Origin of the sequence: Pseudomonas sp. MS19 (genome assembly GCF_013277615.1) — a bacterium.
GTDB lineage: Bacteria > Pseudomonadota > Gammaproteobacteria > Pseudomonadales > Pseudomonadaceae > Aquipseudomonas > Aquipseudomonas marincola.
Genome location: NZ_VBTO01000008.1, coordinates 365,791 through 392,184, shown reverse-complemented (window position 1 = coordinate 392,184; position 26,394 = coordinate 365,791). Strand labels below are relative to the sequence as shown.

The 26,394-nt window shown below is 57.4% G+C and carries 25 protein-coding genes and 1 other RNA gene; 11 read left to right on the top strand and 15 right to left on the bottom strand.

The window, feature by feature from the left end:
* Positions 1-4: 4 nt before the first annotated feature.
* Together pepP and FEZ62_RS09010 are read right to left on the bottom strand one after the other, a co-directional pair.
* On the bottom strand, positions 5-1,339 hold the full coding sequence (pepP, locus tag FEZ62_RS09015) for a Xaa-Pro aminopeptidase (RefSeq protein WP_172927440.1): 1,335 nt from the start codon (positions 1,337-1,339) through the stop codon (positions 5-7).
* Positions 1,340-1,488: 149 nt separating this feature from the next.
* A complete protein-coding gene (locus FEZ62_RS09010) occupies positions 1,489-2,043 on the bottom strand; it encodes a YecA family protein (protein WP_150547863.1) in 555 nt (184 codons plus the stop codon).
* A 264-nt stretch (positions 2,044-2,307) separates the two neighbouring features.
* Between FEZ62_RS09010 and FEZ62_RS09005 the strand changes: the two genes are divergently transcribed.
* From FEZ62_RS09005 to FEZ62_RS08990, 4 genes are all read left to right on the top strand, one after another.
* Positions 2,308-2,517, top strand: coding sequence for a TIGR02449 family protein (locus FEZ62_RS09005; protein WP_069898445.1), 210 nt, complete (start codon positions 2,308-2,310; stop codon positions 2,515-2,517).
* Positions 2,514-2,828, top strand: coding sequence for a cell division protein ZapA (locus FEZ62_RS09000; protein ID WP_069898446.1), 315 nt, complete (start codon positions 2,514-2,516; stop codon positions 2,826-2,828). The genes FEZ62_RS09005 and FEZ62_RS09000 overlap by 4 nt, the downstream gene beginning before the upstream one ends.
* A 30-nt stretch (positions 2,829-2,858) precedes the next feature.
* Positions 2,859-3,037, top strand: a non-coding RNA gene (gene ssrS, locus FEZ62_RS08995) — 6S RNA.
* 57 nt (positions 3,038-3,094) lie between these two features.
* The gene (locus tag FEZ62_RS08990; RefSeq protein ID WP_172927439.1) at positions 3,095-3,691 is read left to right on the top strand and encodes a 5-formyltetrahydrofolate cyclo-ligase; all 597 of its coding nucleotides are present in this window, start codon (positions 3,095-3,097) and stop codon (positions 3,689-3,691) included.
* 95 nt (positions 3,692-3,786) lie between these two features.
* On the opposite strand, the gene FEZ62_RS20855 is transcribed toward FEZ62_RS08990, so the two are convergent.
* Positions 3,787-3,915: a hypothetical protein gene (locus FEZ62_RS20855; protein ID WP_256547012.1), complete on the bottom strand. Its 129-nt coding sequence runs from the start codon at positions 3,913-3,915 to the stop codon at positions 3,787-3,789.
* Positions 3,916-4,107: 192 nt separating this feature from the next.
* Between FEZ62_RS20855 and FEZ62_RS08985 the strand changes: the two genes are divergently transcribed.
* Together FEZ62_RS08985 and FEZ62_RS08980 are read left to right on the top strand one after the other, a co-directional pair.
* Entirely contained in the window at positions 4,108-4,557 is a 450-nt protein-coding gene (locus FEZ62_RS08985; protein WP_172927438.1) for an EVE domain-containing protein, read from the top strand.
* A gap of 147 nt (positions 4,558-4,704) precedes the next feature.
* Complete coding sequence (locus FEZ62_RS08980; protein ID WP_345940436.1) at positions 4,705-6,450, top strand: diguanylate cyclase; 1,746 nt, start codon at positions 4,705-4,707, stop codon at positions 6,448-6,450.
* A 13-nt stretch (positions 6,451-6,463) separates the two neighbouring features.
* On the opposite strand, the gene FEZ62_RS08975 is transcribed toward FEZ62_RS08980, so the two are convergent.
* Positions 6,464-6,877 (bottom strand): flagellar basal body-associated protein FliL, encoded by a 414-nt coding sequence (locus tag FEZ62_RS08975; protein ID WP_172927436.1) that lies wholly within the window; start codon positions 6,875-6,877, stop codon positions 6,464-6,466.
* A gap of 177 nt (positions 6,878-7,054) precedes the next feature.
* Between FEZ62_RS08975 and FEZ62_RS08970 the strand changes: the two genes are divergently transcribed.
* On the top strand, positions 7,055-8,032 hold the full coding sequence (locus tag FEZ62_RS08970) for an NADPH:quinone oxidoreductase family protein (RefSeq protein ID WP_172927435.1): 978 nt from the start codon (positions 7,055-7,057) through the stop codon (positions 8,030-8,032).
* Between the two features lie 40 nt (positions 8,033-8,072).
* Here the strand turns inward: FEZ62_RS08970 and FEZ62_RS08965 are convergent, their stop codons facing one another.
* From FEZ62_RS08965 to trxA, 4 genes are all read right to left on the bottom strand, one after another.
* Complete coding sequence (locus tag FEZ62_RS08965; RefSeq protein WP_069898454.1) at positions 8,073-9,041, bottom strand: CDP-6-deoxy-delta-3,4-glucoseen reductase; 969 nt, start codon at positions 9,039-9,041, stop codon at positions 8,073-8,075.
* 40 nt (positions 9,042-9,081) lie between these two features.
* Positions 9,082-10,548: a 4-hydroxy-3-polyprenylbenzoate decarboxylase gene (gene ubiD / locus FEZ62_RS08960; RefSeq protein WP_069898455.1), complete on the bottom strand. Its 1,467-nt coding sequence runs from the start codon at positions 10,546-10,548 to the stop codon at positions 9,082-9,084.
* A 333-nt stretch (positions 10,549-10,881) separates the two neighbouring features.
* On the bottom strand, positions 10,882-12,141 hold the full coding sequence (gene rho / locus FEZ62_RS08955) for a transcription termination factor Rho (protein ID WP_069898456.1): 1,260 nt from the start codon (positions 12,139-12,141) through the stop codon (positions 10,882-10,884).
* 233 nt (positions 12,142-12,374) lie between these two features.
* Positions 12,375-12,701, bottom strand: a complete 327-nt coding sequence (gene trxA, locus FEZ62_RS08950; RefSeq protein WP_069898457.1) for a thioredoxin TrxA — start codon at positions 12,699-12,701, stop codon at positions 12,375-12,377.
* A gap of 282 nt (positions 12,702-12,983) precedes the next feature.
* Here trxA and ppx point away from each other — a divergent pair, with 282 nt between their 5' ends.
* Complete coding sequence (gene ppx, locus FEZ62_RS08945; RefSeq protein WP_172927434.1) at positions 12,984-14,486, top strand: exopolyphosphatase; 1,503 nt, start codon at positions 12,984-12,986, stop codon at positions 14,484-14,486.
* Here the strand turns inward: ppx and ppk1 are convergent.
* The 4 genes from ppk1 to FEZ62_RS08925 form a co-directional block, all read right to left on the bottom strand.
* Entirely contained in the window at positions 14,473-16,680 is a 2,208-nt protein-coding gene (gene ppk1 / locus FEZ62_RS08940) for a polyphosphate kinase 1 (RefSeq protein WP_172927433.1), read from the bottom strand. The genes ppx and ppk1 overlap by 14 nt on opposite strands.
* Positions 16,681-16,697: 17 nt before the next feature.
* Complete coding sequence (gene hemB, locus FEZ62_RS08935) at positions 16,698-17,711, bottom strand: porphobilinogen synthase (RefSeq protein ID WP_069898460.1); 1,014 nt, start codon at positions 17,709-17,711, stop codon at positions 16,698-16,700.
* A gap of 190 nt (positions 17,712-17,901) precedes the next feature.
* The gene (locus tag FEZ62_RS08930; protein ID WP_172927432.1) at positions 17,902-19,137 is read right to left on the bottom strand and encodes a sterol desaturase family protein; all 1,236 of its coding nucleotides are present in this window, start codon (positions 19,135-19,137) and stop codon (positions 17,902-17,904) included.
* Positions 19,138-19,272: 135 nt separating this feature from the next.
* A complete protein-coding gene (locus tag FEZ62_RS08925) occupies positions 19,273-19,680 on the bottom strand; it encodes a thioesterase family protein (protein ID WP_172927431.1) in 408 nt (135 codons plus the stop codon).
* 239 nt (positions 19,681-19,919) lie between these two features.
* Between FEZ62_RS08925 and elbB the strand changes: the two genes are divergently transcribed.
* On the top strand, positions 19,920-20,579 hold the full coding sequence (gene elbB, locus FEZ62_RS08920) for an isoprenoid biosynthesis glyoxalase ElbB (RefSeq protein ID WP_069898463.1): 660 nt from the start codon (positions 19,920-19,922) through the stop codon (positions 20,577-20,579).
* Positions 20,580-20,690: 111 nt separating this feature from the next.
* Entirely contained in the window at positions 20,691-21,161 is a 471-nt protein-coding gene (locus tag FEZ62_RS08915) for a thioesterase family protein (RefSeq protein WP_069898464.1), read from the top strand.
* A 1,236-nt stretch (positions 21,162-22,397) separates the two neighbouring features.
* Here the strand turns inward: FEZ62_RS08915 and FEZ62_RS08910 are convergent.
* Together FEZ62_RS08910 and FEZ62_RS08905 are read right to left on the bottom strand one after the other, a co-directional pair.
* Positions 22,398-22,850 carry a YaiI/YqxD family protein gene (locus FEZ62_RS08910; RefSeq protein WP_172927430.1) on the bottom strand — a complete coding sequence of 151 codons (453 nt, stop codon included), beginning with the start codon at positions 22,848-22,850 and terminating at the stop codon, positions 22,398-22,400.
* Positions 22,851-22,934: 84 nt separating this feature from the next.
* Positions 22,935-24,833 (bottom strand): FTR1 family protein, encoded by a 1,899-nt coding sequence (locus FEZ62_RS08905; RefSeq protein ID WP_069898466.1) that lies wholly within the window; start codon positions 24,831-24,833, stop codon positions 22,935-22,937.
* Between the two features lie 122 nt (positions 24,834-24,955).
* On the opposite strand from FEZ62_RS08905, the gene FEZ62_RS08900 reads away from it, so the two are divergent.
* Positions 24,956-25,729, top strand: a complete 774-nt coding sequence (locus FEZ62_RS08900; RefSeq protein WP_172927429.1) for an SDR family NAD(P)-dependent oxidoreductase — start codon at positions 24,956-24,958, stop codon at positions 25,727-25,729.
* A 12-nt stretch (positions 25,730-25,741) separates the two neighbouring features.
* Here FEZ62_RS08900 and FEZ62_RS08895 read toward each other — a convergent pair whose 3' ends face one another.
* Complete coding sequence (locus FEZ62_RS08895; RefSeq protein ID WP_172927428.1) at positions 25,742-26,374, bottom strand: LysE family transporter; 633 nt, start codon at positions 26,372-26,374, stop codon at positions 25,742-25,744.
* Positions 26,375-26,394 lie beyond the last annotated feature (20 nt).

Genomic DNA, 26,394 nt, shown 5'->3' with positions numbered 1-26,394 from the left:
AAGGTTAAGCCACCTCGGCGCGAGCCGCCGCCATCAGTGCTTCGATCTCGGCGACGGTTTTCGGGCAATCCTTGGTGAGGATTTCGCACCCGTCACGCGTCACGACCACATCGTCTTCAATGCGCACACCAATGCCGCGCCACTTTTTCGCCACGCTCTGGTTATCCAGCCCAATGTAGATACCCGGTTCCACGGTCATTGCCATGCCGACCTCAAGCACGCGCCATTCGCCGCCGACTTTGTAGTCGCCAACATCATGCACATCCAGCCCCAGCCAATGGCCGGCACGGTGCATGTAAAATGGCTTGTAGGCTTCGGTCGCGATCAATTCGTCGACGTCGCCCTGAAGAATGCCCAGCTCGACCAGCCCCGAAGTAATCACCTGCACGGTGGCTTCATGCGCCTGGTTCCAGTGCTTGTCGGGACCGATTTCAAGGAAGGCGGCTTCCTGCGAGGCCAGCACCAACTCGTAAATAGCCTTTTGCTCGGGCGAGAACGTGCCACTGACCGGGAACGTGCGGGTGATATCACTGGCGTAGCAGTCGATTTCGCAACCGGCATCAATCAGTACCAGATCACCGTCTTTAAGGGCCGCGTCGTTTTCGTGGTAATGCAGAATGCAGGCATTCTTACCCGCCGCGACGATGGAACCGTAAGCCGGCATCTTCGCCCCGCCCTTGCGGAATTCGTAATCCAGTTCGGCTTCCAGGTGAAACTCGAACAGGCCAGCGCGACTCGCCTGCATGGCACGAACGTGTGCACGTGAAGAAATAGCTGCGGCCTCACGCATCACCTTGACCTCGTTGCTGCTCTTGTAAAGGCGCATGTCATGCAGCAAATGGTCGAGGGCGACAAACTCATTCGGTGGCTGAGCCCCCTGACGCGCCTTGGAGCGGATCACATTGATCCATTCCATCAAGTGACGGTCGAATTCCTGATTGGTGCCCATGGCGTAATACACACGCTCACGGCCTTCGATCAGCCCCGGCAGAATGTCGTCGATATCGCCAATCGGAAACGCGTCATCAGCGCCGTATTGGCTGATCGCACCATCCTGCCCGGCACGCAGGCCATCCCACAGCTCGCGCTCGGGATCACGTTCGCGGCAGAACAAGACATATTCGCCATGCTCGCGGCCCGGGATCAGGGCAATTACGGCTTCCGGCTCGGGGAATCCTGACAAGTACTGAAAGTCGCTGTCCTGACGGTAAATATGCTCAACGTCACGGTTACGGATGTAAACCGGCGCAGCAGGCAGAATTGCGATGCTGTTGGGTTCCATCTGATCCATCAACGCTTTGCGTCGACGGGCAAATTCCGACTTGGGGATTCGAGTCATGGGCAAGCAGGTCCATTAAGTTAGTAGAAGTAGCACGGGGCCCGGCAGGTTGGGCGCATGGCCTGAGGATAAAACCGCTGCACCAACATCATCCCGTCAAGCCTCAACCAGACACGGCCAAGTCAGGCTTGGCCATGCTCGCCGCCATTTCAGTGCAGCGACGGCTTTTCGACCGGAGCAACCGGCTTGGCGCACTCGCTGAACAGCAGCAATGGAGCAACCCGCAGGTATTCCATCACTTCCATATAGTCGTTTTCGCCGTCTTCGGACTCTTCAAGCGCATTCTGCACCTGAGCAATGGCCGACAGGTCTTGCAGAACTTCCATGGCCTCAGCGCTCAGCGCCGCATCGCCAGCGGTCAGACCGAAGCCGCCAAGGAAGCCCTGACACCACTGGCCCAAAGCCACGGCACGCTCGCTCAGCGGCGCCTCATCGGACGGCAACAGCAGCACCAAAGTGACGTCACTGCCGGTCAACTCAGTCTTGACCATTTCCTGCAAACCCAGCAGTGCCTGGCGCACAGTACCTTCAGGAGCCGCGCCGAGCAGCTCGGCAGCATCGACCAGCCATGGGTCTGTGGCAAAGCCTGCGCCTGCACAGCTACGACCCAGCAGCAGCCCTTGCAGCTCAGCGGGAGAGACAGAAAAACCGTTGCTGGTCAGCAAAGCGGCGAATGCGGTGTACGGAGAACTAGAAGTTGGCATAGATAACTAGGCGCCAGACGGCGCAATCACTAGAATGGAGGTCCCGTATCCTAGCACCGGCAAGCGCGCGAAGACTATCGGGTGCGGCCATCGGTCTGTGTCTGGTTTAACCGCCAAGGCGCACAATTGAACAAAACCGCTGCACATTTTTGCCACGCGCGCCGACATGCACAGCGCTACATGCCTAAAATTGGTTGTAGAGGTTTGACCGCTTGCCCAGTCAGACCTATATAGTCCGGTCAATACTTGCCTTTGCGAGCCCACATGGAAGATCCAAACCTGCAAGCCCTGACATCCAAGCTGGAGCTACTGATCCAGCGGGTTGAACAGCTCAAAGTGCAAAACCGACAGCTCCTGGCGCATGAGCAAGCGTGGCGTGAAGAACGCGCTCATCTAATTGAAAAGAACGAATTGGCCCGACACAAGGTCGAATCCATGATTTCGCGCTTGAGAGCCTTGGAGCAAGACACATGAGTCAATCAAATACGGTTAACGTACAAATTCTCGATAAAGAATATTGCATCGCCTGCCCAGCCGACGAACGGGCCAATCTGGAAGGCGCCGCGCGCTATCTGGACGGCAAGATGCGCGAGATCCGCAGCAGCGGCAAAGTCATTGGTGCCGACCGCATCGCCGTGATGGCTGCGCTCAACATCACCCACGAATTGCTGCACAAACAGCAGAACCTCGACTATCAGTCGAGCTCGACCAAAGAGCACGTGCGCACACTGCTAGAGCGGGTCGATCAGGCGCTGGCTGCCGACGAAGAACATCGCGGGGCCTGATAAACTGATTTGATTCGGGTATACTGGCCCCGCTCCCTGAAGTGTGCGCCAGTTGGTCATGTCCCTGAGCCGATACGCACAACCCCGGGGGTTGCAAGCCGGGGCCGGTGTGCATGTCCGCCTGACGGAAAGCCTTAACGCCTCCTTCAACCTCCACCTTGAACTTTCGGGTTCAAGGGCTACACCGACAGCGGCACGTCGGGGGGTCCTAATTTTCTCTGCTGCTGCCTCGATTGACTGCGCAGCAGCAGCGCCCAGGCATCAACATGCTTGAATCGAACAACCTCTCCCGCCAGCAACTGCGTCGCCAGCTACGTCAAGCCCGACGAGCACTTGGCCGCCACGCCCAACGGCAGGCCAGCCTTGGCCTCTACCGCCAGCTAGCGCAAAACCCAGCCTGGCGTCGCGCCCGACACATAGCCCTGTACTTACCCAACGACGGTGAAATAGACCCGCAACTGCTGCTGCGCGCGGCGCAGCGTCAGGGCAAGGCAACCTATCTGCCAGTTCTGAGTGCATGGCCACGCACCAAAATGGTGTTCCAGCGCATACGCCGCGGCGAAGCACTCACGCCCAATCGCTTTCGCATACTCGAACCACGCCGCAACCTGCACCAGCAGCGCAAGATCTGGGCACTGGATCTGGTGTTGATGCCGCTGGTGGGTTTCGATGATCAGGGCGGCAGGCTGGGCATGGGTGGCGGCTTTTACGACCGCAGCCTGGCCTACAAGGCGCGCCGCAAGAGCGCGAATAAACCCATGCTGCTAGGGCTCGCCCACGCCTGCCAGCAAGTCGACCAACTGGCGTTGGCGAGCTGGGACGTGCCGCTGAATGCGACGGTGACAAATAAGGGCTGGTTCTGACATTTAGCGCCGGAGCCAGGGCGCAAGTACCCTGTCTCACTGCTTGCGAGGCCGCATTCCTTGCGGCGTGAATTTCTTGGTCCGCGGATTAGCGCTTATTCAGTGCGACTCACAGAAACAGTTTCGTTTTGTTTGTCCCAAAGGCTTTGCGTGTATCCGGTGGTGACGATTCCCAAAGTAAAAAGAACGACCAAAACCCACAACATATCTGGTTTACGTTTCATTGAATGCCTCCCCCTTCGAGGCATACTGCGCACGTTGGACCGTGCGACAATTATTGTTATCGGTTAACAGTATTACTGCTGGTACCAGTCGGCATTCCATGCCAAAGCCATAACAGCATTTAGAACTGCACACATAACCCGGGCCGATCACTGGCCTACTGAGTCAATGACCTGATTAACGGAGCAAAGTTCATGCCCAATTGGCTAATGAAATCTGAGCCTGATGAGCTTTCAGTGTCTGCATTACAGCGCCTTGGCGAAGCGCGCTGGGATGGTGTTCACAATTATCAGGCACGAAATTTCCTGCGCAAAATGCAAACAGACGAACTGTTCTTTTTTTATCACTCAAGCTGCCTGGAACCGGGTATCGCCGGAATCGGCCGGATAAGCCGCGAAGCTTATCCAGACCCGACTGCACTCGATCCTGAAAGCCATTATTACGACCCCAAAGCGACCGCGGAGAATAATCCCTGGAGCGCTGTCGATGTGCAGTGCGTCGAGGTATTCAGCAGAGTCATCGCATTGTCGCGCTTGAAAACTCAGAGCGCACTCGAGGAACTGGCCTTGGTAAAAAAGGGCAGTCGTCTGTCTGTTATGCCCGTTAGCGAAGAAGAGTGGCAGGCCGTACTAGCAATGCGTTGAGCCAATAGCGGCAATATGCTATTACACAGCCTGGTTTAGCGGATGGACTTTATGGCGCAGCATTATCGGCACTCGTGGCCAGCACGCATTGCTATTGCAGCCCTGTTTCTGGGGTTGGTCATAGCCAGCGTTAAGCTATGGCGCCAAATGCAGACCAGCGAACAGGAGCATATCCGCGAAGTTGTCCGTTATGAGGCAACTAATCTGGCCAGCCAGCTTGAACACGGCCTGCACGATCAAGCTCAAGGACTGCTCAGGGTAGCGAACCTGTGGAACCAGCTTGGCCGCCTGCCCGAGCAACAGTGGCGGCTCGACAACCAGTTTTCACTCGACAATTTCCAGGGCTACCAAGCCATTCAATGGCTGGGCCCCGACTTGCACATGCGCTGGATCTTGCCGCTGGCCGGCAACGAGGCCGCCATAAACTTTGTGCTGACGCCTGATCACCCCAACTACCCGCTGGCAATGTTAGCCAAGAGCACTGGCAAGGCACGCTTCTCCAACAGCTTCGCATTGGTTCAGGGTGGCCGCGGTTTTGTTCTTTACACCCCGTTGCAGATCATGGACGAGCAGCAAAAGCCGGTGTTCGACGGTTTCTTGCAGGCCGTATTCCGGGTTGAAAACCTGATGGATAACCTGCTCAAGAACATCGACAAGAATAAATTCAGCGTCTATCTGGAGGAATTCGACAAGCCCATCTACAGCCGCGAGCAGGGCATTACGGTCGCCAGCCTGCAACAGAAGATCCCCCTGCACCTGATCAACAACCAAAACTACTCGCTTCGCCTGCGACCCAGTGCGCAGTGGGTTGCCACACTCTCCAGCAACCTGCCGACCTTCGTGCTGGTCGCAAGCCTGACTATCAGCACCCTGTTGACCGCCGCGCTGGGCCTGGCGCTTAGCAATCGACGCCGGGCCCGTGAGTTAAAAGCCGGTAACAAGCGCTTAAACGCCGAAGTCACACGACGCGAACAAGTCGAGCAGGTACTGCGCAGCAGCAGCGAACGCCTGCAATTGGTATTGGACCTGACGGGCTCGAGCAAAGACGGGCTGTTTATTATCGACCCGCAAAATCGCGACATTCTGTACATGAATCCCGCCACCTACAGCGCCCTCGGCTACAGCGAGCAGGGTTTCATCAAGTTGTTCAAGGACAAACCCGAACAGGTTATCCGCGACTATGCGCAGTGGATCGCCAATGTCCGCAAGGCCCAGACCAGCGAGCACTCAAGTATTTTTCAACAGTACATGCGCCGCTTCGATGGCAGCTTTCAGGCCGCCGAGATCAGCGCACAGTTGGTCAATGTCAGCGGCCATGAATACCTGATCGGGGTTTCTCGCGACAACAGCGAGCGCCTAAAGCTTGAGCAACAGCTGCAAACGCTCAGCCAGCTAGATGGCCTGACCGGCCTCTTCAACCGCCGCTATTTTGATAATCAGTTGGGCGGCGAGTGGCGGCGCCTACGCCGCGAGCATTTACCGCTGACGCTGATGATGATCGACATCGACTACTTCAAAGCCTACAACGACCAGCTCGGTCATTTGGCCGGCGACGATGCCCTGCGCCGAATTGCGGAACTACTCAAGAGTTGCCTGCAACGTGAAGGCGATACCGCCTGCCGTTATGGCGGCGAAGAGTTTGCGATCATCCTGCCAAACACCCCGGCAGAAGGCGGCAGGCATCTGGCAGAAAGGATTCACGCCAAACTCGCAGAACTGCAACTCGAGCATCCGGGCAGCCCGCTTGAGCGCCTGACAGTCAGCATTGGCATTGCCTGCGTTCAGGCCAACGAGACCGAGTTACCGGATGATCTGATCGCGCGCAGCGACAAGGCGCTTTATCAAGCCAAGCATCAGGGCCGCAACCAGACGTGCGTGTGGCGCCAACCCTGAATCCGTGGTGCTCTTAGCGCTGCAGTATCAGGTTATTGAACAACAGGTCTTCCACCAGCGGCTCGCCTTCTTCAGTCGCCAGCACTTGCTGTACCTGCTTCAAGGCTTCCTGACGCAACGCCTCTTTGGCGTCCGGCGCGCTTAAACCTTCTTCGGTTTGCTGGGAAAACAGCATGACCAACTGATTGCGGATCAGCGGCTCGTGGTGCTCGACCTTAGTCTGAGCTTCCGCGCCCGTAACGCGCAACGACACATCTGCCTTGTAAAACTTGAGTTTCGGGCCGCTGCCAAAGTTACCCACAAGCGCAGGCACCAGGCTCACATAAGCCACAGTCGACTTGCCCTCTTCGCCTTCTGCAGACTCCTGGGCAATCGCCTGAACCGACACCAGCGATGCCAGCATGGCAAACAACAATGCTTTGAACATCAAAAACCCCCATGATCCAGCAGCGCCCGCATGGCCTTGCTGGGCACTAGCATATATAGACTCGGGCAATCCCCCAAGCCTAATGCTTATACGTATGTATCAGGCGCAAGCATGCTTGTTGACCCGCCCCTCAGGACTTTTAGACTGGGCGACATAACACCAAAAGGAATACTGCTGATGAAAGCCCTGCTGTGCAAAGCCTTCGGCCCGGCCGAGACCTTGGTTCTGGAAGATATCGCCAGCCCCGAGGCGAAAAAGAACGAGATCGTCCTCGATGTGCATGCCGCCGGGGTTAACTTTCCCGACACCTTGATCATCGAAGGTAAATACCAGTTCAAGCCCCCTTTCCCATTTTCACCGGGCGGCGAAGCAGCCGGGATTATCAGTGCTGTCGGCGAGAAGATCAGCCACTTGAAAGTCGGTGACCGGGTAATGGCGTTAACCGGCTGGGGCAGCTTTGCCGAGCAGGTTGCAGTGCCTGGCTACAACGTCATGCAAATCCCCAAAAGCATGGACTTCGCCAGTGCCGCAGCCTTCGGCATGACTTACGGCACCTCAATGCACGCGCTCAAGCAACGCGCCAACTTGCAGGCGGGTGAAACCTTGCTGGTCCTCGGCGCATCGGGCGGCGTGGGTCTGGCGGCAGTGGAAATCGGCAAGGCCATGGGCGCCAAGGTAATCGCCGCTGCCAGCAGTGCCGAGAAGCTTGAAGTGGCCAAAGCCGCCGGCGCCGATGAGCTGATCAACTACACCGAGACCAACCTCAAGGAAGAAGTAAAACGCCTGACTGGAGGCCTGGGTGCGGATGTAATTTACGATCCGGTTGGCGGTGACCTGTTTGATCTGGCCGCCCGCAGCATTGCCTGGAACGGTAGATTGCTGGTGGTCGGCTTTGCCAGCGGGCGCATCCCCGAACTGCCGGTCAACCTCATGCTGCTCAAAGGCGCGGCCGTGATTGGCGTGTTCTGGGGCTCATTCGCTCAACGCCAACCACAAGACAACGCGGCGAACTTCCAGCAACTCTTTGCGTGGCACGCCGAAGGCAAACTCAAACCACTGGTCTCGGAAAGTTATCCACTGGAGAAAGCCGGCGACGCCATCAACCGGCTGGGCCAGCGTCAGGCTGTGGGTAAAGTCGTGGTGCAGGTCAAATAATAACCCGCACATTCAATTGCAGGCCGAACGGCCTGCAACCTCAGTTGCGCGGTGCGTAAGCGAATACGTCGGCGCGCATCTGGTGAGCGTCCATCCCGGCCTCGACCAGCGCATCGAGCGTGCCGTAGATCATTGCCGGTGAGCCGCTGGCGTATACATGCACATTGCTCAGGTCCGGAAAGTCCTCGCTGACCGCTTCGTGCAGAAGACCGCAACGCCCTTTCCAACCGCATTGGTCGCTGACTACCTGATGCAGAGTCAGATTATCCAGTTGCTGCCAGCTGTCCCAGACATCCAACGCGTAAAAATCTTCCGGATTACGCGCGCCCCAGTACAGGTGCACCGGATGCGCAAAACCACTCGCCCGGCAGTGCTCGATCAGGCTGCGCATTTGCGCCATGCCAGTACCGGCGGCGATTAATACCAGCGGCCCATCAGGCAGCTCGGCCAAATGGGTGTCGCCAAAGGGCATTTTCACCCGCACAAAGCCTTCTGCCTGAAAGTACGCCAGCAGGCTGCGGGTGGATTCGTCGCGGGCCAGAATATGCAGGTCCATCTCGCGACCGTTGTGCGGTGCAGAGGCCAGGGAGAATGCGGCAAACTCACCGTCTTCACGGCGCAGCATCAAATATTGACCGGCGTGATAACGCGGCAACTTGCCAGCGGGTGCGCGCAGCTGCAGATGAAAAACATCGCCACCCAGACTGTTACAGGCAACTACTTGGCACGACATCTCGCGCACCGGCAGCTCGCCGGGCATCAATACGCCATCCCAATGCAGCACACAGTCGGTCAGCGGTTTGGCCAGACAGGTGAACAGTTCACCGTGATCAATCGCCTGGCCTTCTTGTTCCACACGCCCTTCAACCAGCAACGCCGCACAGATGTGGCAATTACCGTTGCGACAACTCGACGGGCATTCAAACCCCAAACGCCGGGTGGCGCTCAGAATCGGTTCATCCGGATGTACGTCGAGCACTGCTCCGCACGGCTGCAGCGTTACCTTCACATGACCTCCCAGGTCGTTTTCATGCCCTTAACAGCCGTCATCAGTCGATACCCAACTCGGCCCACATCTCGTCAACACGACGCGTCACTGCATCATCCTTGACGATAACCCGGCCCCACTCGCGCGTGGTTTCGCCCGGCCATTTATGGGTGGCATCGAGGCCCATCTTCGAGCCAAGGCCCGAGATCGGCGAGGCAAAGTCGAGGTAGTCGATGGGTGTGTTATCGATCATTACCGTGTCGCGCTTGGGGTCCATGCGCGTGGTGATCGCCCACATCACATCGTTCCAGTCGCGCGCGTTGATGTCGTCGTCGGTGACGATAACAAACTTGGTGTACATGAACTGACGCAAAAACGACCATACCCCGAGCATTACGCGCTTGGCGTGCCCCGGATATTGCTTCTTCATGGTCACCACCGCCATGCGATACGAGCAACCTTCTGGCGGCAGGTAGAAGTCGGTGATCTCCGGAAACTGCTTCTGCAGCAGCGGTACAAAGACTTCGTTCAAGGCTACACCGAGGATTGCCGGCTCATCAGGTGGCCGTCCGGTGTAAGTGCTGTGATAAATAGGCTTCTGCCGACGCGTGATGCGCTCGACCGTGAACACCGGAAAACTGTCGACTTCGTTGTAGTAGCCGGTGTGATCGCCGTACGGCCCTTCATCGGCCATTTCGCCTGGATGAATCACCCCTTCCAGAACGATTTCGGCACTGGCCGGCACTTGCAGATCACTGCCGCGCGCCTTGACCAACTCGGTCTTGTTGCCGCGTAACAGGCCAGCAAACGCGTACTCGGAAAGGCTGTCCGGTACCGGCGTCACCGCGCCGAGAATGGTTGCAGGGTCTGCACCCAGGGCAACGGCAACCGGATACGGGCGACCCGGATACTTGTCACACCACTCGCGGAAATCCAGCGCGCCGCCACGGTGGCTCAACCAGCGCATGATGACCTTGTTACGGCCGATCACCTGCTGACGATAAATGCCCAGATTCTGCCGTTCTTTATTCGGCCCCTTGGTAATGGTCAGGCCCCAGGTAATCAGCGGCGCCACGTCACCCGGCCAACAGGTCTGCACCGGCAGCTTGGACAGGTCGACATCGTCGCCCTCCTCAATCACTTCCTGGCACGGTGCGTCCTTGAGCACCTTGGGCGCCATATCCAGGACTTTCTTGAAGATCGGCAGCTTCGACCAGGCATCTTTCAAGCCCTTTGGCGGCTCAGGTTCCTTGAGGAACGCCAACAGCTTACCAATTTCACGCAGTTCGCTGACCTCTTCTGCGCCCATGCCCAACGCCACCCGCTTGGGCGTGCCAAACAGATTGCCGAGCACCGGCATATCGAAGCCGGTCGGATTCTCGAACAGCAGCGCAGGCCCTGCCTTACGCAGTGTACGGTCACAGATTTCGGTCATTTCCAGAACCGGAGAAACCGGGGTCTGGATACGCTTGAGTTCGCCGCGCTTTTCCAAGCCGCTGATAAAGTCGCGCAGGTCGCGATACTGCATGCAGGAGCCTCGTGTCAGGCAGAGCTATCGAAGCGCAAAGTTTAGCGCCCCAGTCGGATATGCAGAAGAGCAAAAGCCATTCCACAAAAACACAAAAGCCGGGATCAGTACTGATTACCCGGCTTCATGCACAACAAACATCACATCTATTTCACTCAGTTCAGCAAATGCAGACAGGCAAAATGCCGACCGCTCTTTACCAAATCGAGGCCGCGTGTGCAAAGGTCAGGCAAGGCAGAAATTGCCGAGGCCGCGCAGTGTACGCCAGTACATGAGCACGCCCGAGGCGATTTCTAACGCCGCATCACCGCCGCACACACGGCCGTAAGCCAATCACTTACGCTTCATGGACATAAAGAATTCGTCGTTGGTCTTGGTCGCTTTGAGCTTGTCGATCAAGAACTCGATGGCCGCAATCTCGTCCATCGGGTGCAGCAACTTACGCAGAATCCACATACGCTGCAGCTCGTCTTCGGCGGTCAGCAACTCTTCGCGGCGGGTGCCGGAGCGGTTGATGTTGATCGCAGGGAATACGCGCTTTTCAGCGATGCGACGGTCCAAAGGCAGTTCCATGTTACCGGTACCTTTGAACTCTTCGTAAATCACTTCGTCCATCTTCGAGCCGGTTTCAACCAGCGCGGTGGCGAGGATAGTCAGCGAACCGCCTTCCTCGATGTTACGTGCAGCGCCGAAGAAACGCTTCGGCTTCTCCAGTGCGTGGGCATCAACACCACCGGTGAGTACCTTGCCGGAGCTTGGGATCACGGTGTTGTAGGCACGCGCCAGACGCGTGATCGAGTCGAGCAGGATGACCACATCTTTCTTGTGCTCAACCAGACGCTTGGCCTTCTCGATAACCATTTCAGCAACCTGCACGTGGCGGGTTGGCGGCTCGTCGAAGGTCGAAGCAACCACTTCGCCGCGCACGGTGCGCTGCATTTCAGTTACTTCTTCCGGGCGCTCGTCGATCAACAGAACGATGAGGTGGCACTCGGGGTTGTTACGCGTGATGTTGCTGGCAATGTTCTGCAGCATGATGGTCTTGCCCGCTTTTGGCGGAGCAACAATCAGACCACGCTGACCTTTACCAATCGGTGCGCACAGGTCGATAACGCGACCGGTGAGGTCTTCTGTCGAACCGTTACCCGCTTCCATGACCAGACGCTTGGTCGGGAATAATGGCGTAAGGTTTTCGAACAGAATCTTGTTCTTGGCGTTTTCCGGACGATCGTAGTTGATCGTGTCGACCTTGAGCAGGGCGAAATAACGCTCACCCTCTTTTGGCGGTCGGATCTTACCGACGATGGTGTCACCGGTACGCAGGTTGAAGCGGCGGATCTGGCTAGGCGAGACGTAAATGTCGTCTGGGCCTGCGAGATAAGAGGCATCCGCCGAGCGGAGAAAGCCGAAACCGTCCTGGAGGATCTCCAGCACGCCATCACCGGAGATCTCTTCTCCACCCTTGGAATGTCGTTTGAGCAACGAAAAGATCACGTCCTGCTTGCGCGAACGGGCCATGTTATCGATGCCCATCTGTTCGGCCATTTCCAGCAGTTCAGTGATCGGCTTTTGCTTGAGTTCAGTCAGATTCATAGGAATGACGTAATCATTATGAGGAGGGAAAATAAGCTATTAGCTTGGGAGGCCGCGCCGCACAGAAGGCGACTGGATCGCGAGTAATTCGTAATGAAATTGAGTCGGCGACGGCAATGCAGGGGGCTGTATAGGAAATACAGCGAGACCGAATTTAACACCCAGCTGCGCGGGCGTCTAGCCTGTAAATATAAAAAAGCCCCGTTTTTTACGGGGCTTTTGTGGGCAATTTCTCAGATATTGCTATCGAGGAATGCAGCCAGTTGCGACTTCGACAGTGCGCCGACTTTGGTCGCTTCAACGTTGCCGTTCTTGAACAGCATCAGCGTTGGGATACCACGAACGCCATACTTCGGCGGGGTGTCCTGGTTTTCGTCGATGTTCAGTTTGCAAACTTTCAGCTTGCCTTGGTAGGTCTGTGCAATTTCGTCCAGAACCGGTGCAATCATCTTGCACGGGCCGCACCACTCAGCCCAGTAATCGACCAATACCGCGCCTTCTGCCTGAATAACTTCTTGGTCAAAGCTGGCATCGCTGACGTTGGTGATAAATTCACTCATGGATAATCTCCGTAATCGCAAGCTACAAAATTGGCTGACATCATAACTCGGGTTTTATGACACAGGAAGGAAAGCTCGATTGTGCTTCTCTATCGGCGGTCTTAAAAACTTCATTTTTTAGCCATACTGTCACACGCCACGTATTACAGTGGTAGAGGCTAATACAAGCACAAATTCGATCAAACTGGCCGTTTGTTTGCTGTCACTGCGACATCAGTATGCGTTGGCGCGCGGTGGCTATCGTGGCACGATGACCCTGTTCTGCTTTGAGACCTTTAATCCATGCCGCAAAAATCTGCTGACAATTTCCCCCTGATTGCCGCCATCGACCTCGGTTCAAACAGCTTTCACATGGTCATGGCAAAGGCTGATCACGGCGAAATACGCATACTTGAGCGCCTCGGCGACAAGGTCCAACTCGCTGCCGGTATCAATGAAGAGCGCTTGCTGAGCGAAGAAGCCATGCAACGCGGCCTCGATTGCCTGCGCCGGTTTGCCCAACTTACCGCCAGCCTGCCCGAAGGAGCTGTCCGGATTGTCGGCACCAACGCACTGCGCGAAGCGCGCAATCGCGCCGAATTCATCAGCCGCGCCGAAGAGATTCTGGGCCATCCGGTCGAAGTCATTTCCGGTCGCGAAGAAGCACGTCTCATCTACCTGGGTGTATCGCACTCAATTGCCGACACACCGGGCAAGCGACTGGTTGCCGACATTGGCGGCGGCAGCACCGAGTTCATTATTGGTCAGCGTTTCGAGCCGCTGCTGCGCGAAAGCCTGCAGATGGGCTGCGTCAGTTTCACTCAGCGCTTCTTCAAGGACGGCAAGATCACTCCCGCGCGATATGCGCAGGCGTACACTGCTGCACGCCTCGAACTCATGGGCATCGAGCACGCGTTGCAGCGCATCGGCTGGGAAGAAGCGGTGGGCGCATCGGGCACCATCAAGGCCATTGGCTTAACAATCAAGGGCGCGGGACTGGGCATCGGCGAGGTCAACAAAGAAGGCCTGGCGTGGCTCAAACGCAAGGTGTTCAAAATCGGTGATGCCGAAAAGCTCGACCTCGACGGCATCAAGACAGACCGGCGCGGCATCTTTCCCGCCGGGTTAGCAATTCTCGAAGCCATATTCGATGCCTGTGACATCGAAACCATGTCGCACTCCGAAGGCGCGCTGCGTGAGGGCGTGCTGTATGACCTGCTCGGCCGTCATCAACATGAAGACGTACGCGAACGCACCCTGAGCGCGCTGATGGAGCGTTATCACGTCGACCTTGAGCAAGCCGCTCGCGTCGAGGCCAAAGCGCTGGAAGCCTTTGAGCAAGTGGCCGAAAGCTGGCAGCTGGATGATGACTGGTACCGTGAACGCCTGATCTGGGGCGCTCGCGTGCACGAGCTTGGGCTCGACATTGCCCACTACCAATATCACAAGCATGGCGCCTATCTGGTCGAGCATTCGGACCTTGCCGGTTTTTCGCGCCTCGACCAGCAAATGCTGGCGTTACTGGTGCGCGGCCACCGTCGCAATATCCCTAAAGACAAGCTCGCTGAATTTGGCAAAGAGGGAATCAAGCTGGTTCGGCTGTGTGTGCTGCTGCGTTTTGCGATTCTGTTCCATCACATCCGCAGCACACAGGAAATGCCCAAGGTCGTACTCAAAGCCAACGAGCACAAACTGGAATATCACTTCCCCGCAGGCTGGCTTGAGGCCAACCCGCTAACCCAAGCGGATTTCACTCAGGAAGCGGAATGGCTCAAGCGCGTCGGCATCGAACTCAGCGTGCACTAACCACCGGCACCGTCAGTTTTTCCAGTAACAACGCCTGCGCACTGCGGGCGTTTTGGTTTCCGGTTGGGCTGTTACGGATGTAGCGACCATCGGGCTGCAACAGCCAGCTGTGGGTGTTGTCGGCCAGATAGGTTTCAAGCTCTTTCTTCACGCGCATGATCAGCTTTTTACCTTCGACCGGGAAACAGGTCTCGATACGCTTGTCGAGGTTGCGCTCCATCCAGTCGGCGCTGGACAGATAAACCTTCTCATCGCCGCCGTTAAGGAAGTAGAACACCCGCGTGTGTTCAAGGAAGCGACCGATAATCGAGCGCACCTGAATGTTGTGCGAAACCCCCGGAATCCCCGGACGCAGGCAGCACATACCGCGCACCACCAGCTCAATCTTGACCCCGGACTGACTAGCTTTGTACAGCGCGCGGATGATCTTCGGATCGGTCAGCGAGTTGAACTTGGCCATGATGTGCGCCGGTTGGCCATCAAGTGCCAGCTGGGTTTCATGGAGGATCATGTCGAGCAGGGTTTTCTTCAGCGTGAACGGCGCATGCAGCAGTTTTTTCATGCGCAGGGTCTTGCCCATGCCGATCAACTGGCTGAACAGCTTAGAGACGTCTTCGCACAGCGCCACGTCCGCGGTGAGCAGGCTGTAATCGGTGTACAGACGCGCATTACCGGCGTGATAGTTGCCCGTACCCATGTGCGCATAACGCACGATGTCGCCCTGCTCACGGCGCAGGATCAGCATCATTTTGGCGTGAGTCTTGAGCCCGACCACACCGTAAATCACCACCGCACCCGCCGCCTGCAGGCGACTCGCCAACTGAAGGTTGGACTCTTCATCGAAGCGCGCACGCAGCTCGATTACGGCCGTTACTTCCTTGCCGTTACGCGCCGCTTCAACCAGCGCATCAACGATTTCCGAGTTGGCCCCGGAGCGATAAAGCGTCTGTTTAATTGCCAGCACGTGCGGGTCTTTTGCCGCCTGACGAAGCAGGTCAACGACCGGTGTGAACGACTCGAACGGGTGCAGCAGCAGGATGTCCTGCTTGCTGACCACATTGAAAATGTTATCGCTGTTTTGCAGCAGTTTCGGGATCAGCGGCGTGAACGGCTGGTACTGCAATTCAGGGTGGCTATCAAGCCCGGTAACACTGAACAGCCGAGTCAGGTTGACCGGCCCACCGACCTGATACAGCTCGCTTTCCGCCAGCCCGAACTGCTTGAGCAGATAATCGCTCAGGTGTTTCGGACAGCTGTCGACCACCTCCAGACGGACCGCATCGCCGTAGCGCCGCGAGAACAGCTCGCCACGCAGGGCGCGGGCCAGATCTTCGACGTCTTCGGTATCAACCGACAAGTCGGCGTTACGGGTGAGGCGGAACTGGTAGCAACCTTTCACCTTCATGCCGTGGAACAAGTCATCCGCATGGGCGTGAATCATTGACGACAGGAACACGTAATTGTCGCCTGGCCCGCTGACTTCTTCCGGCACCTTGATAATGCGCGGAAGCAGACGCGGCGCCGGAATAATCGCCAGACCGGAGTCACGGCCAAAGGCATCGACACCTTCAAGCTCAACGATAAAGTTCAGGCTCTTGTTCACCAGCAGCGGGAACGGGTGAGTCGGGTCGAGGCCGATCGGCGTGATAATCGGTGCGATCTCATCGCGGAAATAACGCCGCACCCAGGCCTTGAGCTTGACCGTCCACTGACGCCGGCGAATGAAGCGCACGTTGTGCTTCTCCAGCGCCGGCAGCAAGTTTTCGTTAAGAATCGCGTACTGACGATCAACCTGCTCGTGAACCAACTCGGAAATGCGCGCCAGCGCCTGATGCGGCTGCAAACCATCAGCGCCCGCCTGTTCGCGGGCAAAGTTGATTTGCTTCTTGAGGCCAGCCACACGAATTTCGAAGAACTCATCCAGATTGCTGGAGAAGATCAGCAGAAACTTCAGCCGCTCCAGCAACGGATAGGACTCATCCAGCGCCTGCTCAAGCACGCGGATGTTGAACTGCAACTGCGACAATTCGCGATGAATGTACAGGCTGCTGTCATCCAAGCTCGGCACCACCAGTGGCGGAGCAGGCGGCGGTGCCTCGACTACCGCTGGAGTCTCGGCGGGCACCTCGGCAGTGACCACTTGCGCTTCTGGCAGCTCAACCACTTCGTCGCTGCTGAGTCCTTCGATATTCATGGTTTGTCCTTTTGGGACTACTGTCCCTGCTTCAACTGTTCTGCCGCGCGAACGGCGAAATAAGTGAGAATGCCGTCTGCGCCCGCGCGCTTGAAGGCAGTCAGTGATTCAAGAATCACTGCGTCGCTCAACCAGCCATTCTGGATGGCGGCCATGTGCATGGCGTACTCGCCCGACACCTGATAGACAAAGGTCGGAACACGAAATTCCTGTTTGACGCGCCAGAGGATGTCGAGATACGGCATGCCCGGCTTGACCATCACCATATCAGCCCCTTCGGCCAAATCGGCAGCCACTTCGTGCAGCGCCTCATCGGTATTGGCCGGGTCCATCTGATAGGTGTTCTTGTTGCTCTTGCCCAGATTCGCAGCCGAGCCCACCGCATCACGGAACGGGCCGTAATAGGCGCTCGCATATTTGGCCGAGTAGGCCATGATGCGCACATTGGTGTGATCGGCCAACTCCAACGCCTCGCGGATTGCCTGAATGCGGCCATCCATCATGTCGGACGGCGCCACAACCTGCGCACCAGCCTCAGCGTGCGAAAGTGCCTGCTTGACCAGCGCATCGACCGTAATGTCGTTCTGCACGTAGCCATCTTCATCCAGAATGCCGTCCTGACCGTGCGTGGTGAACGGATCGAGCGCCACATCACTGATCACGCCCAATTCGGGGAAACGTGCACGCAATGCACGGATGGCGCGCTGGGCGATGCCTTCCGGGTTCCACGCTTCACTGCCGTCGAGCGACTTCTTTTCGAGCGGCGTTACCGGGAATAAAGCCAGCGCAGGAATGCCCAGCTCAACCCACTTCTCGGCTTCGCTCAGCAACAGATCGATCGACAAGCGCTCGACACCTGGCATTGATGGAATGGCCTCGCGACGGTTTTCACCGTCCAGCACGAACACCGGCAAAATCAGGTCATCAACGCTCAAGCGATTTTCACGCACCAGACGGCGGGAAAAGTCATCACGACGATTACGACGCAAACGAGTGGCGGGGAACAAGCGATTGGCAGGGGTAAAACTCACGACAGACTCCTGGGCCCGCGCGGACGGGCGAGTGCGGCAGTTATAAAGCGTCATTATGACCAAATGATGACAGCACAATGACAGCTGCGACTGCGCGTCGCAGCTCAGGCTTAAATTCAGAGTCGTATTGTGGCTGCTTGGTTGCGCTTTAGTCGAGCCTGCATCTCAACCAGGCGCGTGCAGTTGAATGTCAGACTGGTGCATACGCCGAGCGTCGCTGAAAACCCCACAGCAGCGCAGCATTTATCAGCGTGTAAACGCCCAAAACCAACCAGGCGCTTGGAGAAAGTGCCAGTAACCCGCTAAGCCCGGCCAACCACAGCAGCGGCCAGTTGCTGGCGAGTCGCAGCCATTCCAACCGCCGGGAACCCGCGCGATTCTCCAGCCACATGCCGAGGCAAAACAGGCTCAGCGCTATCCACATGCAACCCAGCAACAGCGCCTGCAGGCTGACCGACGTGCTAACCGCCATGAGATAACTGCCCGCCGCCAGAGCCACGCCCAATTGCAGCACGGCGTAGGCTTTGCTGGCCGTGGTCAGCGGCACATCGAATTTCACGAAGTTGGCCAGATCAGGCTTGCTCTGCGGAAAACGCGCCGCCACATCAGCAGGTCGCCAGCCGGTGCGCATAAACCAGATGCGCAATTTATCCTTCAGCGACGCCGTGTGTCGGGCGTCGTGCCAAAGCGAGGCATACACCTGCAGATTCGCCCACAGCGGATTCCAACTGGCCAAGGGCACTGTCACCCCGAAGACCACGGGCTCATCGTCGAGTTCTTCCTGAAAGGTTCCAAACAGCCGGTCCCAGATAATCAACACGCCACCGTAATTTCGGTCCATGTAGACGCGGTTCTGCGCATGATGCACACGATGATTGGACGGGCTGACGAACACCCACTCAAACCAGCCAAGCTTGGCAATATGGCGGGTGTGAACCCAGAATTGATAGAGCAGGTCAATCGCGGCCACCGTCAGGAACACCAACGGCGGTACGCCAACAATCGCCATCGGCAAATAAAACACCCAGCCGCAGAGGAAACCGCTGCTGGTTTGCCGCAGCGCGGTCGTCAGGTTGTACTCCTCGCTCTGGTGATGCACCGAATGCGCCGCCCAGAGCACATTGCGCTCATGGCCAAGGCGGTGATGCCAGTAATAGCAAAAGTCGTAGAAGACCAGCGCAAACAGCCAGACCCAGAACTGCTCAGGGTCGAACTCAAACAGCCCAAGATGCTCCCAGGCCAGGCTGTACGTGAGCAGCCCGACAACACCTGTCACCAACCCAAGGCTGGTCGAGAGCACGCCAGCACTGAGGCTGTTCAGTGCATCGGAAAAACCGTAGGTGCGCACGCCACGCCAGCGGTCAGCCAGCAGTTCCAGCGCAATCAGGGCAAAAAATACCGGCACGGCAAAGAGAATGTAGTTCATTTCACGGCCATCATTTTGTAGTTATTGGCAGGCAACTTATGCAGTCAATCCTAGCCCAACCCACAACTGATTACCGCGACATATCCCGCCAAACTTGCAGGCATTCAAGCCGCATTTGCCAATAATGTGGCCGATTCAGTCCGCGAATGCGTTGCGCAGGAACTCCGGCAACGGCACCGAATGCCCCGCCTGATGATCGATCCAGACGATTTTGCAATTTCCTTCGCCATACACAATGTCGGGCTGCTCAAGCGTGGTCAGCCGATGCTCCAGCACCATGCTGCTGCGCCCCAAAGCGCCAGCAAAAAGTTCAACACAGGCTGTTGCAGGGTGCACCACCGGCTTCAGGAATGTGTGCTGGATCTGCAGCACCACGGGGCCTTTGGGGACGTTATTCATCACCACCCCGACCTGCTCGAACCACGCCACCCGCGCCTCTTCGATGTATTGCATGTAAATGCTGTTATTCACATGCCCGTAACTGTCCATATCGCCCCAGCGTACGGGGATTACGGCGCGGTAAAGTAATTTCCTATCTGACATCTGAGTCTTCGCTATGCTGGATTTAAATGTTCAATTAAGCCGAATTTAAGCCTGCGCAGGCAGACTACGCAGGTCGAACACAGATTTGAAATACCGAAGAGTGACCACGCGAACAAATACAGCACGACGCTGATGGCGCGCGTTGAACTTGGCCGGTAAAAATACACTCCATTGTTTACCGATAATCTGCCGCAATTGCCTTGCGCAACCCGGCCCAATGTTTTGCCCAGGAGCCTTTGATGAATAAAAAAGTTGCGGTGATTTTGTCTGGTTGTGGCGTCTACGATGGCGCCGAAATCCACGAGAGCGTCATCACCCTGCTGCGCCTGGATCAGCGCGGCGCATTGGTGCAGTGCTTCGCCCCGGATATCGAACAAATGCACGTGGTCGACCACTTCAGTGGCGACGAAACCGGCGAGACCCGGAATGTGCTGGTCGAGTCAGCGCGCATTGCCCGTGGCGAAATCAAAGATGTGCGTGAACTGCACGCGGCCGACTACGACGCGCTGATTATTCCCGGCGGTTTTGGCGCGGCCAAAAACCTCTCGGACTTCGCCATCGCCGGTGCCAATTGCACCGTTCAGCCCGACGTGTTGAAAGCCGCGCAAGGGTTTGTCAGCGCACAGAAACCAGTCGGCCTGATGTGCATCGCTCCCGCCATGGCCGCCAAGATATTTGGTCAGGGCATTACCTGCACCATCGGCAAAGATGAAGAAACCGCGGCAGCGCTGACTAAAATGGGCGCAGTGCATCAGGAGTGTGAAGTCAGCGAAATTGTCGAAGACAGCCAACACAAGCTGGTCACGACGCCGGCCTACATGCTCGCGCAATCCATCAGTCAGGCGGCGTCAGGCATCTACAAGCTGGTAGACCGGGTGCTGGAACTGGCTCAGCACTAAAACGGGGCTCATAGGCCGTTTGCGCCAATAATCACCGTACACCTGCCGTGCCTCTGGTCACGGCAGGTTTTGTCCGGCAGCGTTGACCCATTCCGTTAACGCGAGTCACCCATGAACCAGCAGCCCTTCGAATTGACCGACGAACTGAAACAGGCGGTCAGCAGCTTCTTCCAGCGCATCCCGTTCAACAATGTGATTGGCATCGAGATCGATCAACTCTCGCCCGAGTTGGTGCTTATGAGTTTTGCCATGAAAGATGAGCTAATCGGCAACTTCATTCAGGGCATTCTCCACGGCGGCGTCATCTCCTCGGTTCTCGACGTAGCCGGCGGAGCCATGGCACTGATCGGCGCATTCGAACGCCACCAACACCTTTCCGGCAGTGAACGCATGGCGCGCCTGTCCAAGCTGGGCACCATCGACCTGCGAGTCGACTTCCTGCGCCCCGGCCGTGGCAAACGCTTCACCGCCAGCGCGGTGTTGTTGCGTTCAGGGAACAAGGTCGCCGTGGTACGCAGCGAATTGCACAACGACGACGGCGAATTGATCGCGGTTGGCACCGGCACCTATTTGTGTGGTTGAACACCGCAAATTTATTGCCATTGCGGCCTTATGGATTCACCCGGTCCGGCGTTTGATCACCGAATCGAATCGCGAAACACGTAGGCCGTCAGGCGGCAACGTAAACGTCGCCATGACGGATTGCCCCGTTGGGACGATCCATCCTCCGCGGTGTGCCGAGGCGGAGGATGGATAAACCGCAGGTTAATCCGTCATGGCGATCTGAAGGATGTACCCGGTCTGGCGTTTGATCACCGAATTGAATGGCGAAAACGCATAGGCCGTAAGGCGGCAACGTAAACGTCGCCATGACGGATTGCCCCGTTGGGGCTATCCATCCTCCGTGGTGTCGAGGCCGGAGGATGGATAAACCGCAGGTTAATCCGTCATGGCGATCTGATGGGTGTACCCGGTCTGGCGTTTGATTGCCGTTTTGAATGGCGAAACACGTAGACCGTCAGGCGGCGACGTATGCGTCACCATGACGGATTGCCCCTTTGGGGCGATCCATCCTCCGTGGTGTTGAGGGCGGAGGATGGATAAACCGCAGGTTAATCCGTCATGGCGATCTGATGGGTGTACCCGGTCTGGCGTGTGATTGCCGAATTGAATCGCGAAAGCGCATAGGCCGTCAGGCGGCAACGTAAACGTCGCCATGACGGATTGCCCCGTGGGGCGATCCATCCTCCGTGGTCTCGAGGGTGGAGGATGGATAAACCGCAGGTTAATCCGTCATGGCGATCTGTGGGATGTACCCGGCTTGGTATTTGATTGCCGAATTGAATCGCGAAACGCGTAGACCGTCAGGCGGCAACGTAAACGTCGCCATGACGGATTGCCCCGTTGGGGCTATCCATCCTCCGTGGTGTTCCGAGGTGGAGGATGGATAAACCGCAGGTTAATCCGTCATGGCGATCTGATGGATGTACCCAGCTCGGCGTTTGATTGCCGTATTGAATCGCGAAACACGTAGACCGTCAGGCGGCGACGTATACGTCGCCATGACGGATTGCCCCGTGGGGCGATCCATCCTCCGTGGTGCCGAGGCGGAGGATGGATAAACCGCAGGTTAATCCGTCATTGCGATCTGAAAGATGTACCCGGTCTGGCGTTTGATTGCCGAATTGAATGGCGAAAACGCATAGGCCGTCAGGCGGCGACGTGTCCGTCGCCATGACGGATTGCCCCGTTGGGGCTATCCATCCTCCGTGCGTGCCTTGGGTGGATGATGGATAAACCGCAGCTTAATCCATCCTCCTAGCCGCGGGTTAGGCGGGTCAGGATACGGTCTAATGAATTGGCAAACTGCTGGCGGTCCTTTTCGCCGTATGCGCTCTGTCCGCCGCCCATCTGGCCTTGCTCGCGCAGGTCGGTGAACAGGTTACGCACGGCCAGACGCTCGCCCATGTTGCGCTCGTCGAACTCTTTGCCGCGCGGATCGAGCGCCGCCACGCCCTTCTTCACCAGCCGGTCAGCCAGCGGCACATCGCTGCAAATAACTAATTCGCCAGGCACTGCATGCTCGACCAGATAATCATCGGCCGCATCGGGGCCGCTTGGCACCACGATCAGCTTCACGCACGCGAAGTTAGGCCGTGGCTGTGCCTGCCCGGCGACCAACACCACCTCAAAGCCACGCTTGAGGGCAAACTTGACCACCTGATCGCGCGCCGCGCGCGGGCAAGCATCAGCATCTATCCAAACGCGCATTAATCACTCCCCCCGTATTTATGTGTGGCATTAAAAAACCCGGCGAGCCTCGTGGCAAGCCGGGTTTTCTCGGATCGTTACAACTTAGGGCTGAGCAACTTCCGCGCGCCGGCGTTCGGTCAGCCAGCTACGGCCATACAGCACCACGATTGCCGTCAGCGCCACAGCTTGAGCGCCCAGGCTGTAGGCATCTGGGTGAATACCCATCCAGTCAAACTCGAAGAAGTTAACCGGACGTGTGCCAATAACGCCAGCTTCTTGCAGGGCTGCAATACCGTGACCGGCAAATACCACCGACAGCACGCAGAGCAGAATTGCGTTGAGGCTGAAGAAGGTTGCCAGCGGCAGTTTGCGCGATCCACGCAGAATCACCCACGCCAGGCCAATCAATATAACCAACGCCGCACAAGCGCCGAAGATGACCATGCTGTGGCCTTCAGGCCCGGCCTGCAGCCAGAGTGTTTCGTAAAACAGGATCACTTCAAACAGTTCGCGGTACACCGAGAAGAAGGCCAGCAGGGCAAAGCCGAAACGACCGCCGCCACTCACCAGGCTGCTCTTGATGTAACTCTGCCACGCTGCGGCATGACGGCGGTCGTGCATCCACACGCCCAGCCACAACACCATGACGCTGGCAAACAAGGCGGTAGCGCCTTCGAGCAATTCGCGTTGCGCACCACTGACATCAATCAGGTAGGCAGCCAGAGCCCATGTCGCAAAGCCCGCGGCAATCGCCAAGCCCCAACCAACATGCACGCTGCGTACGGCTTTTTCCTGCCCGGTATTGCGCAGGAATGCCAGAATCGCCGCCAGTACCAGAATGGCCTCAAGGCCTTCACGGAGCAGGATCAGCAAGCTTGAAATGAATGTCAGCGAGGCGGACATGGCATCGCCGCCGAGCAAGTCGGAAGACTTCGCCAGTTCAACCTTGGCTTGCTCCAGACGCTGCGCTGCGACCGGCACCGACAGACCATCCTGCAGCGCCTGACGATAAGCCATCAGTGCTTTCTCGGTGATCTTGCGCTGATCAGAATCGATGTTGTTCAGCGCACTCTCGACCAGCTCGAAGCCTTCCAGATACGCACCGACAGACAAATCATACGCCTGCTCTGAATCGCCCTCGGTGTAGGCCTTGAGGCTATGCTCCAGCGTCTGGCGGGTGTGATCGATCAGTTGCGCAGGGCCACGTTGTTCAACCGGCGGCTGGGCGCGCTGGGCACGGAACAACGCAGCGGCCTCGGGACCCTGCGCCGTCGCCACTTCGGCGGGCGTTTGCGCCGCCAGGCTGGCAATCCCGAAGGATTTGCCCTCAGCCACGGGCGCGGCAGTGAAACCGGCAATATAACTGGCCAGATCCCAGCGCTGACGATCATCGAGCTGGTCGGCGAATGCCGCCATGTCGGTGCCTTCAATGCCCAGACCAATGGTGTTATAGATATCGTAAAGGCTCAGGCGGTCTATCCGCGCAGCGTCACGCAGGTTCGCCGGAGGCGGCTCAAGGCCAATACCTGCGGGGCCATCGCCAGCACCGGTCTGGCCATGACAAACCGCACAGTGCTGAGCAAACAATGGCTCGCCGCGAGTAGGATCAGGCGTGATCGCCGGCGCCTGACTCACCTGATAAGTGCTGACCAAGTTGGCTGCCAACTGCCGCGCCTGAATGGCGACCTTGCCACCGTCTTCGCGTTGTTCGATGTTCTTGCGCAGGCTGGCAACGCCCGACACCAGTTCATCACGACCTTCCTGGGCCGGTAATGCCACAATCAAACCTTGCAGCACGGTGAGAAATTCGAGTTGTTCCTGATACTCGCTGGCATCAATAATCTTGCCATCAGCGACGGTTGCGGGGTAATCCGCACCGAGGTATCCGAGCATATGCAGCGCTTGGGCAGCGCCATCACCGGCCTCGGCCATTGCAGCAAGGCTGCAGAGCAGAGTCAGTGGGAGTAGCAGCCAGCAAATGAGACGGCGTGGAAGAAACATATAGGATTCAATCCCAAATACGAATGGGTGGCATTACATTGTTGCCTCCCTAACGATTTTCCTCAAGCCCCAAATGTCTGATCGTCAGTGTCGATTTGTCGCAAAGCCTCCGGAGACCCGTTATGACGCTGTCCAGCCGCTTGCAAGAAGCTGCAAATATTGTGATCTGCGGTGCCAGCCGTGGCATTGGTCTGGCAATGACCGAGCAACTATTGGCCAGTCCACACACCGGCTGTATCTGGGCTATTGCCCGCTCGGCGTGCGAGTCGCCCGCACTCGATGCGCTGCAAAAGCGTTATCCCGGGCGCCTTGAACGCTGCAATGTGGATGTTACCGATGAAGCCTCTATCGAGCGCTTCGCCAGCCAACTACAGGGGCAGATAAGTCGACTGCACGTGCTGATCAGTACCGCAGCCGTGCTGCATCAGGATGGCGCACGTGCGGAAAAAAGCCTGGCGCAACTTGATCAGCAGAGTTTGCACGCAGCCTTCCAGACCAATGCATTTGGCCCGGTTCTGCTTCTCAAACACTTGTTGCCCCTGTTGCGTGGCCGCCACGCCTGCACGGTTGCAGCACTTTCAGCACGGGTTGGCTCGATTGGCGACAACCATCTGGGCGGCTGGTACAGCTATCGCGCCAGCAAGGCGGCACTCAATCAGTTGATGCACACCGCCAGCATCGAACTGCGTCGGCTCAACCCGCAAAGCTGCGTATTGCTGCTGCATCCGGGGACCACCGACACTGAGCTTTCAAAACCGTTTCAGGCCAATGTGCCAAGCGAAAAACTGTTCAGCTGCACCTATGCAGCCAACCAACTGCTGGCGCAGATTGACCGCCACGACCCGGAACAAACCGGCAGTTTCTGGGCGTGGGACGGCCAGCCAATTGAGTGGTAAAGCGGCTGCTGCTTAAGCCGAGGCGCGGCTGACAGTTGCCAGCAGGCTCGCAGCGCCGACAAACAACACCGCGAAGGTACGATTCATCACACGCTGCTGGCGCGGGCTGCGGAGCATACGCAGCACCTTGGATGCCAGGCCGGTGTAGCCCGCCATGACAATAAGGTCCACGCTGATCATGGTCACGCCCATGATCAGGTATTGGCTTAGCAGCGGCTCATGTGGATTGAGGAACTGCGGCAATACCGCGAGCATGAACACAATGGCTTTGGGGTTGCTGAAATTGACCAGAAAACCGCGCAAAACCAGACTCAGTGGTCGCCCGGTTGGCCGCTCGGAAGACTCAGCAGACAAGTCGCTCGGCAGCGCAAGCCACTGGCGATAGGCCAGATAAACCAGATAGACCACACCGAACCACTTGATCAGGCTGAAGGCCACAGCCGAGGTCGCGAGGATTGCGCCAACACCGGCGGCAACAATCGTGATTTGCAGAATCAGGCCAATCTGCAGGCCCAGTGCCGTCCAGTAACCACGCAAGAAACCGTACTGCAGGCCAGATGACATCGACGCGATAGCGCCCGCACCCGGCGACAGGCTGATAATCCAGCACGCCACGAAAAACGCCATCCAGGTTTCAAGCGCCACAGCAATCACCTCAAGATCGA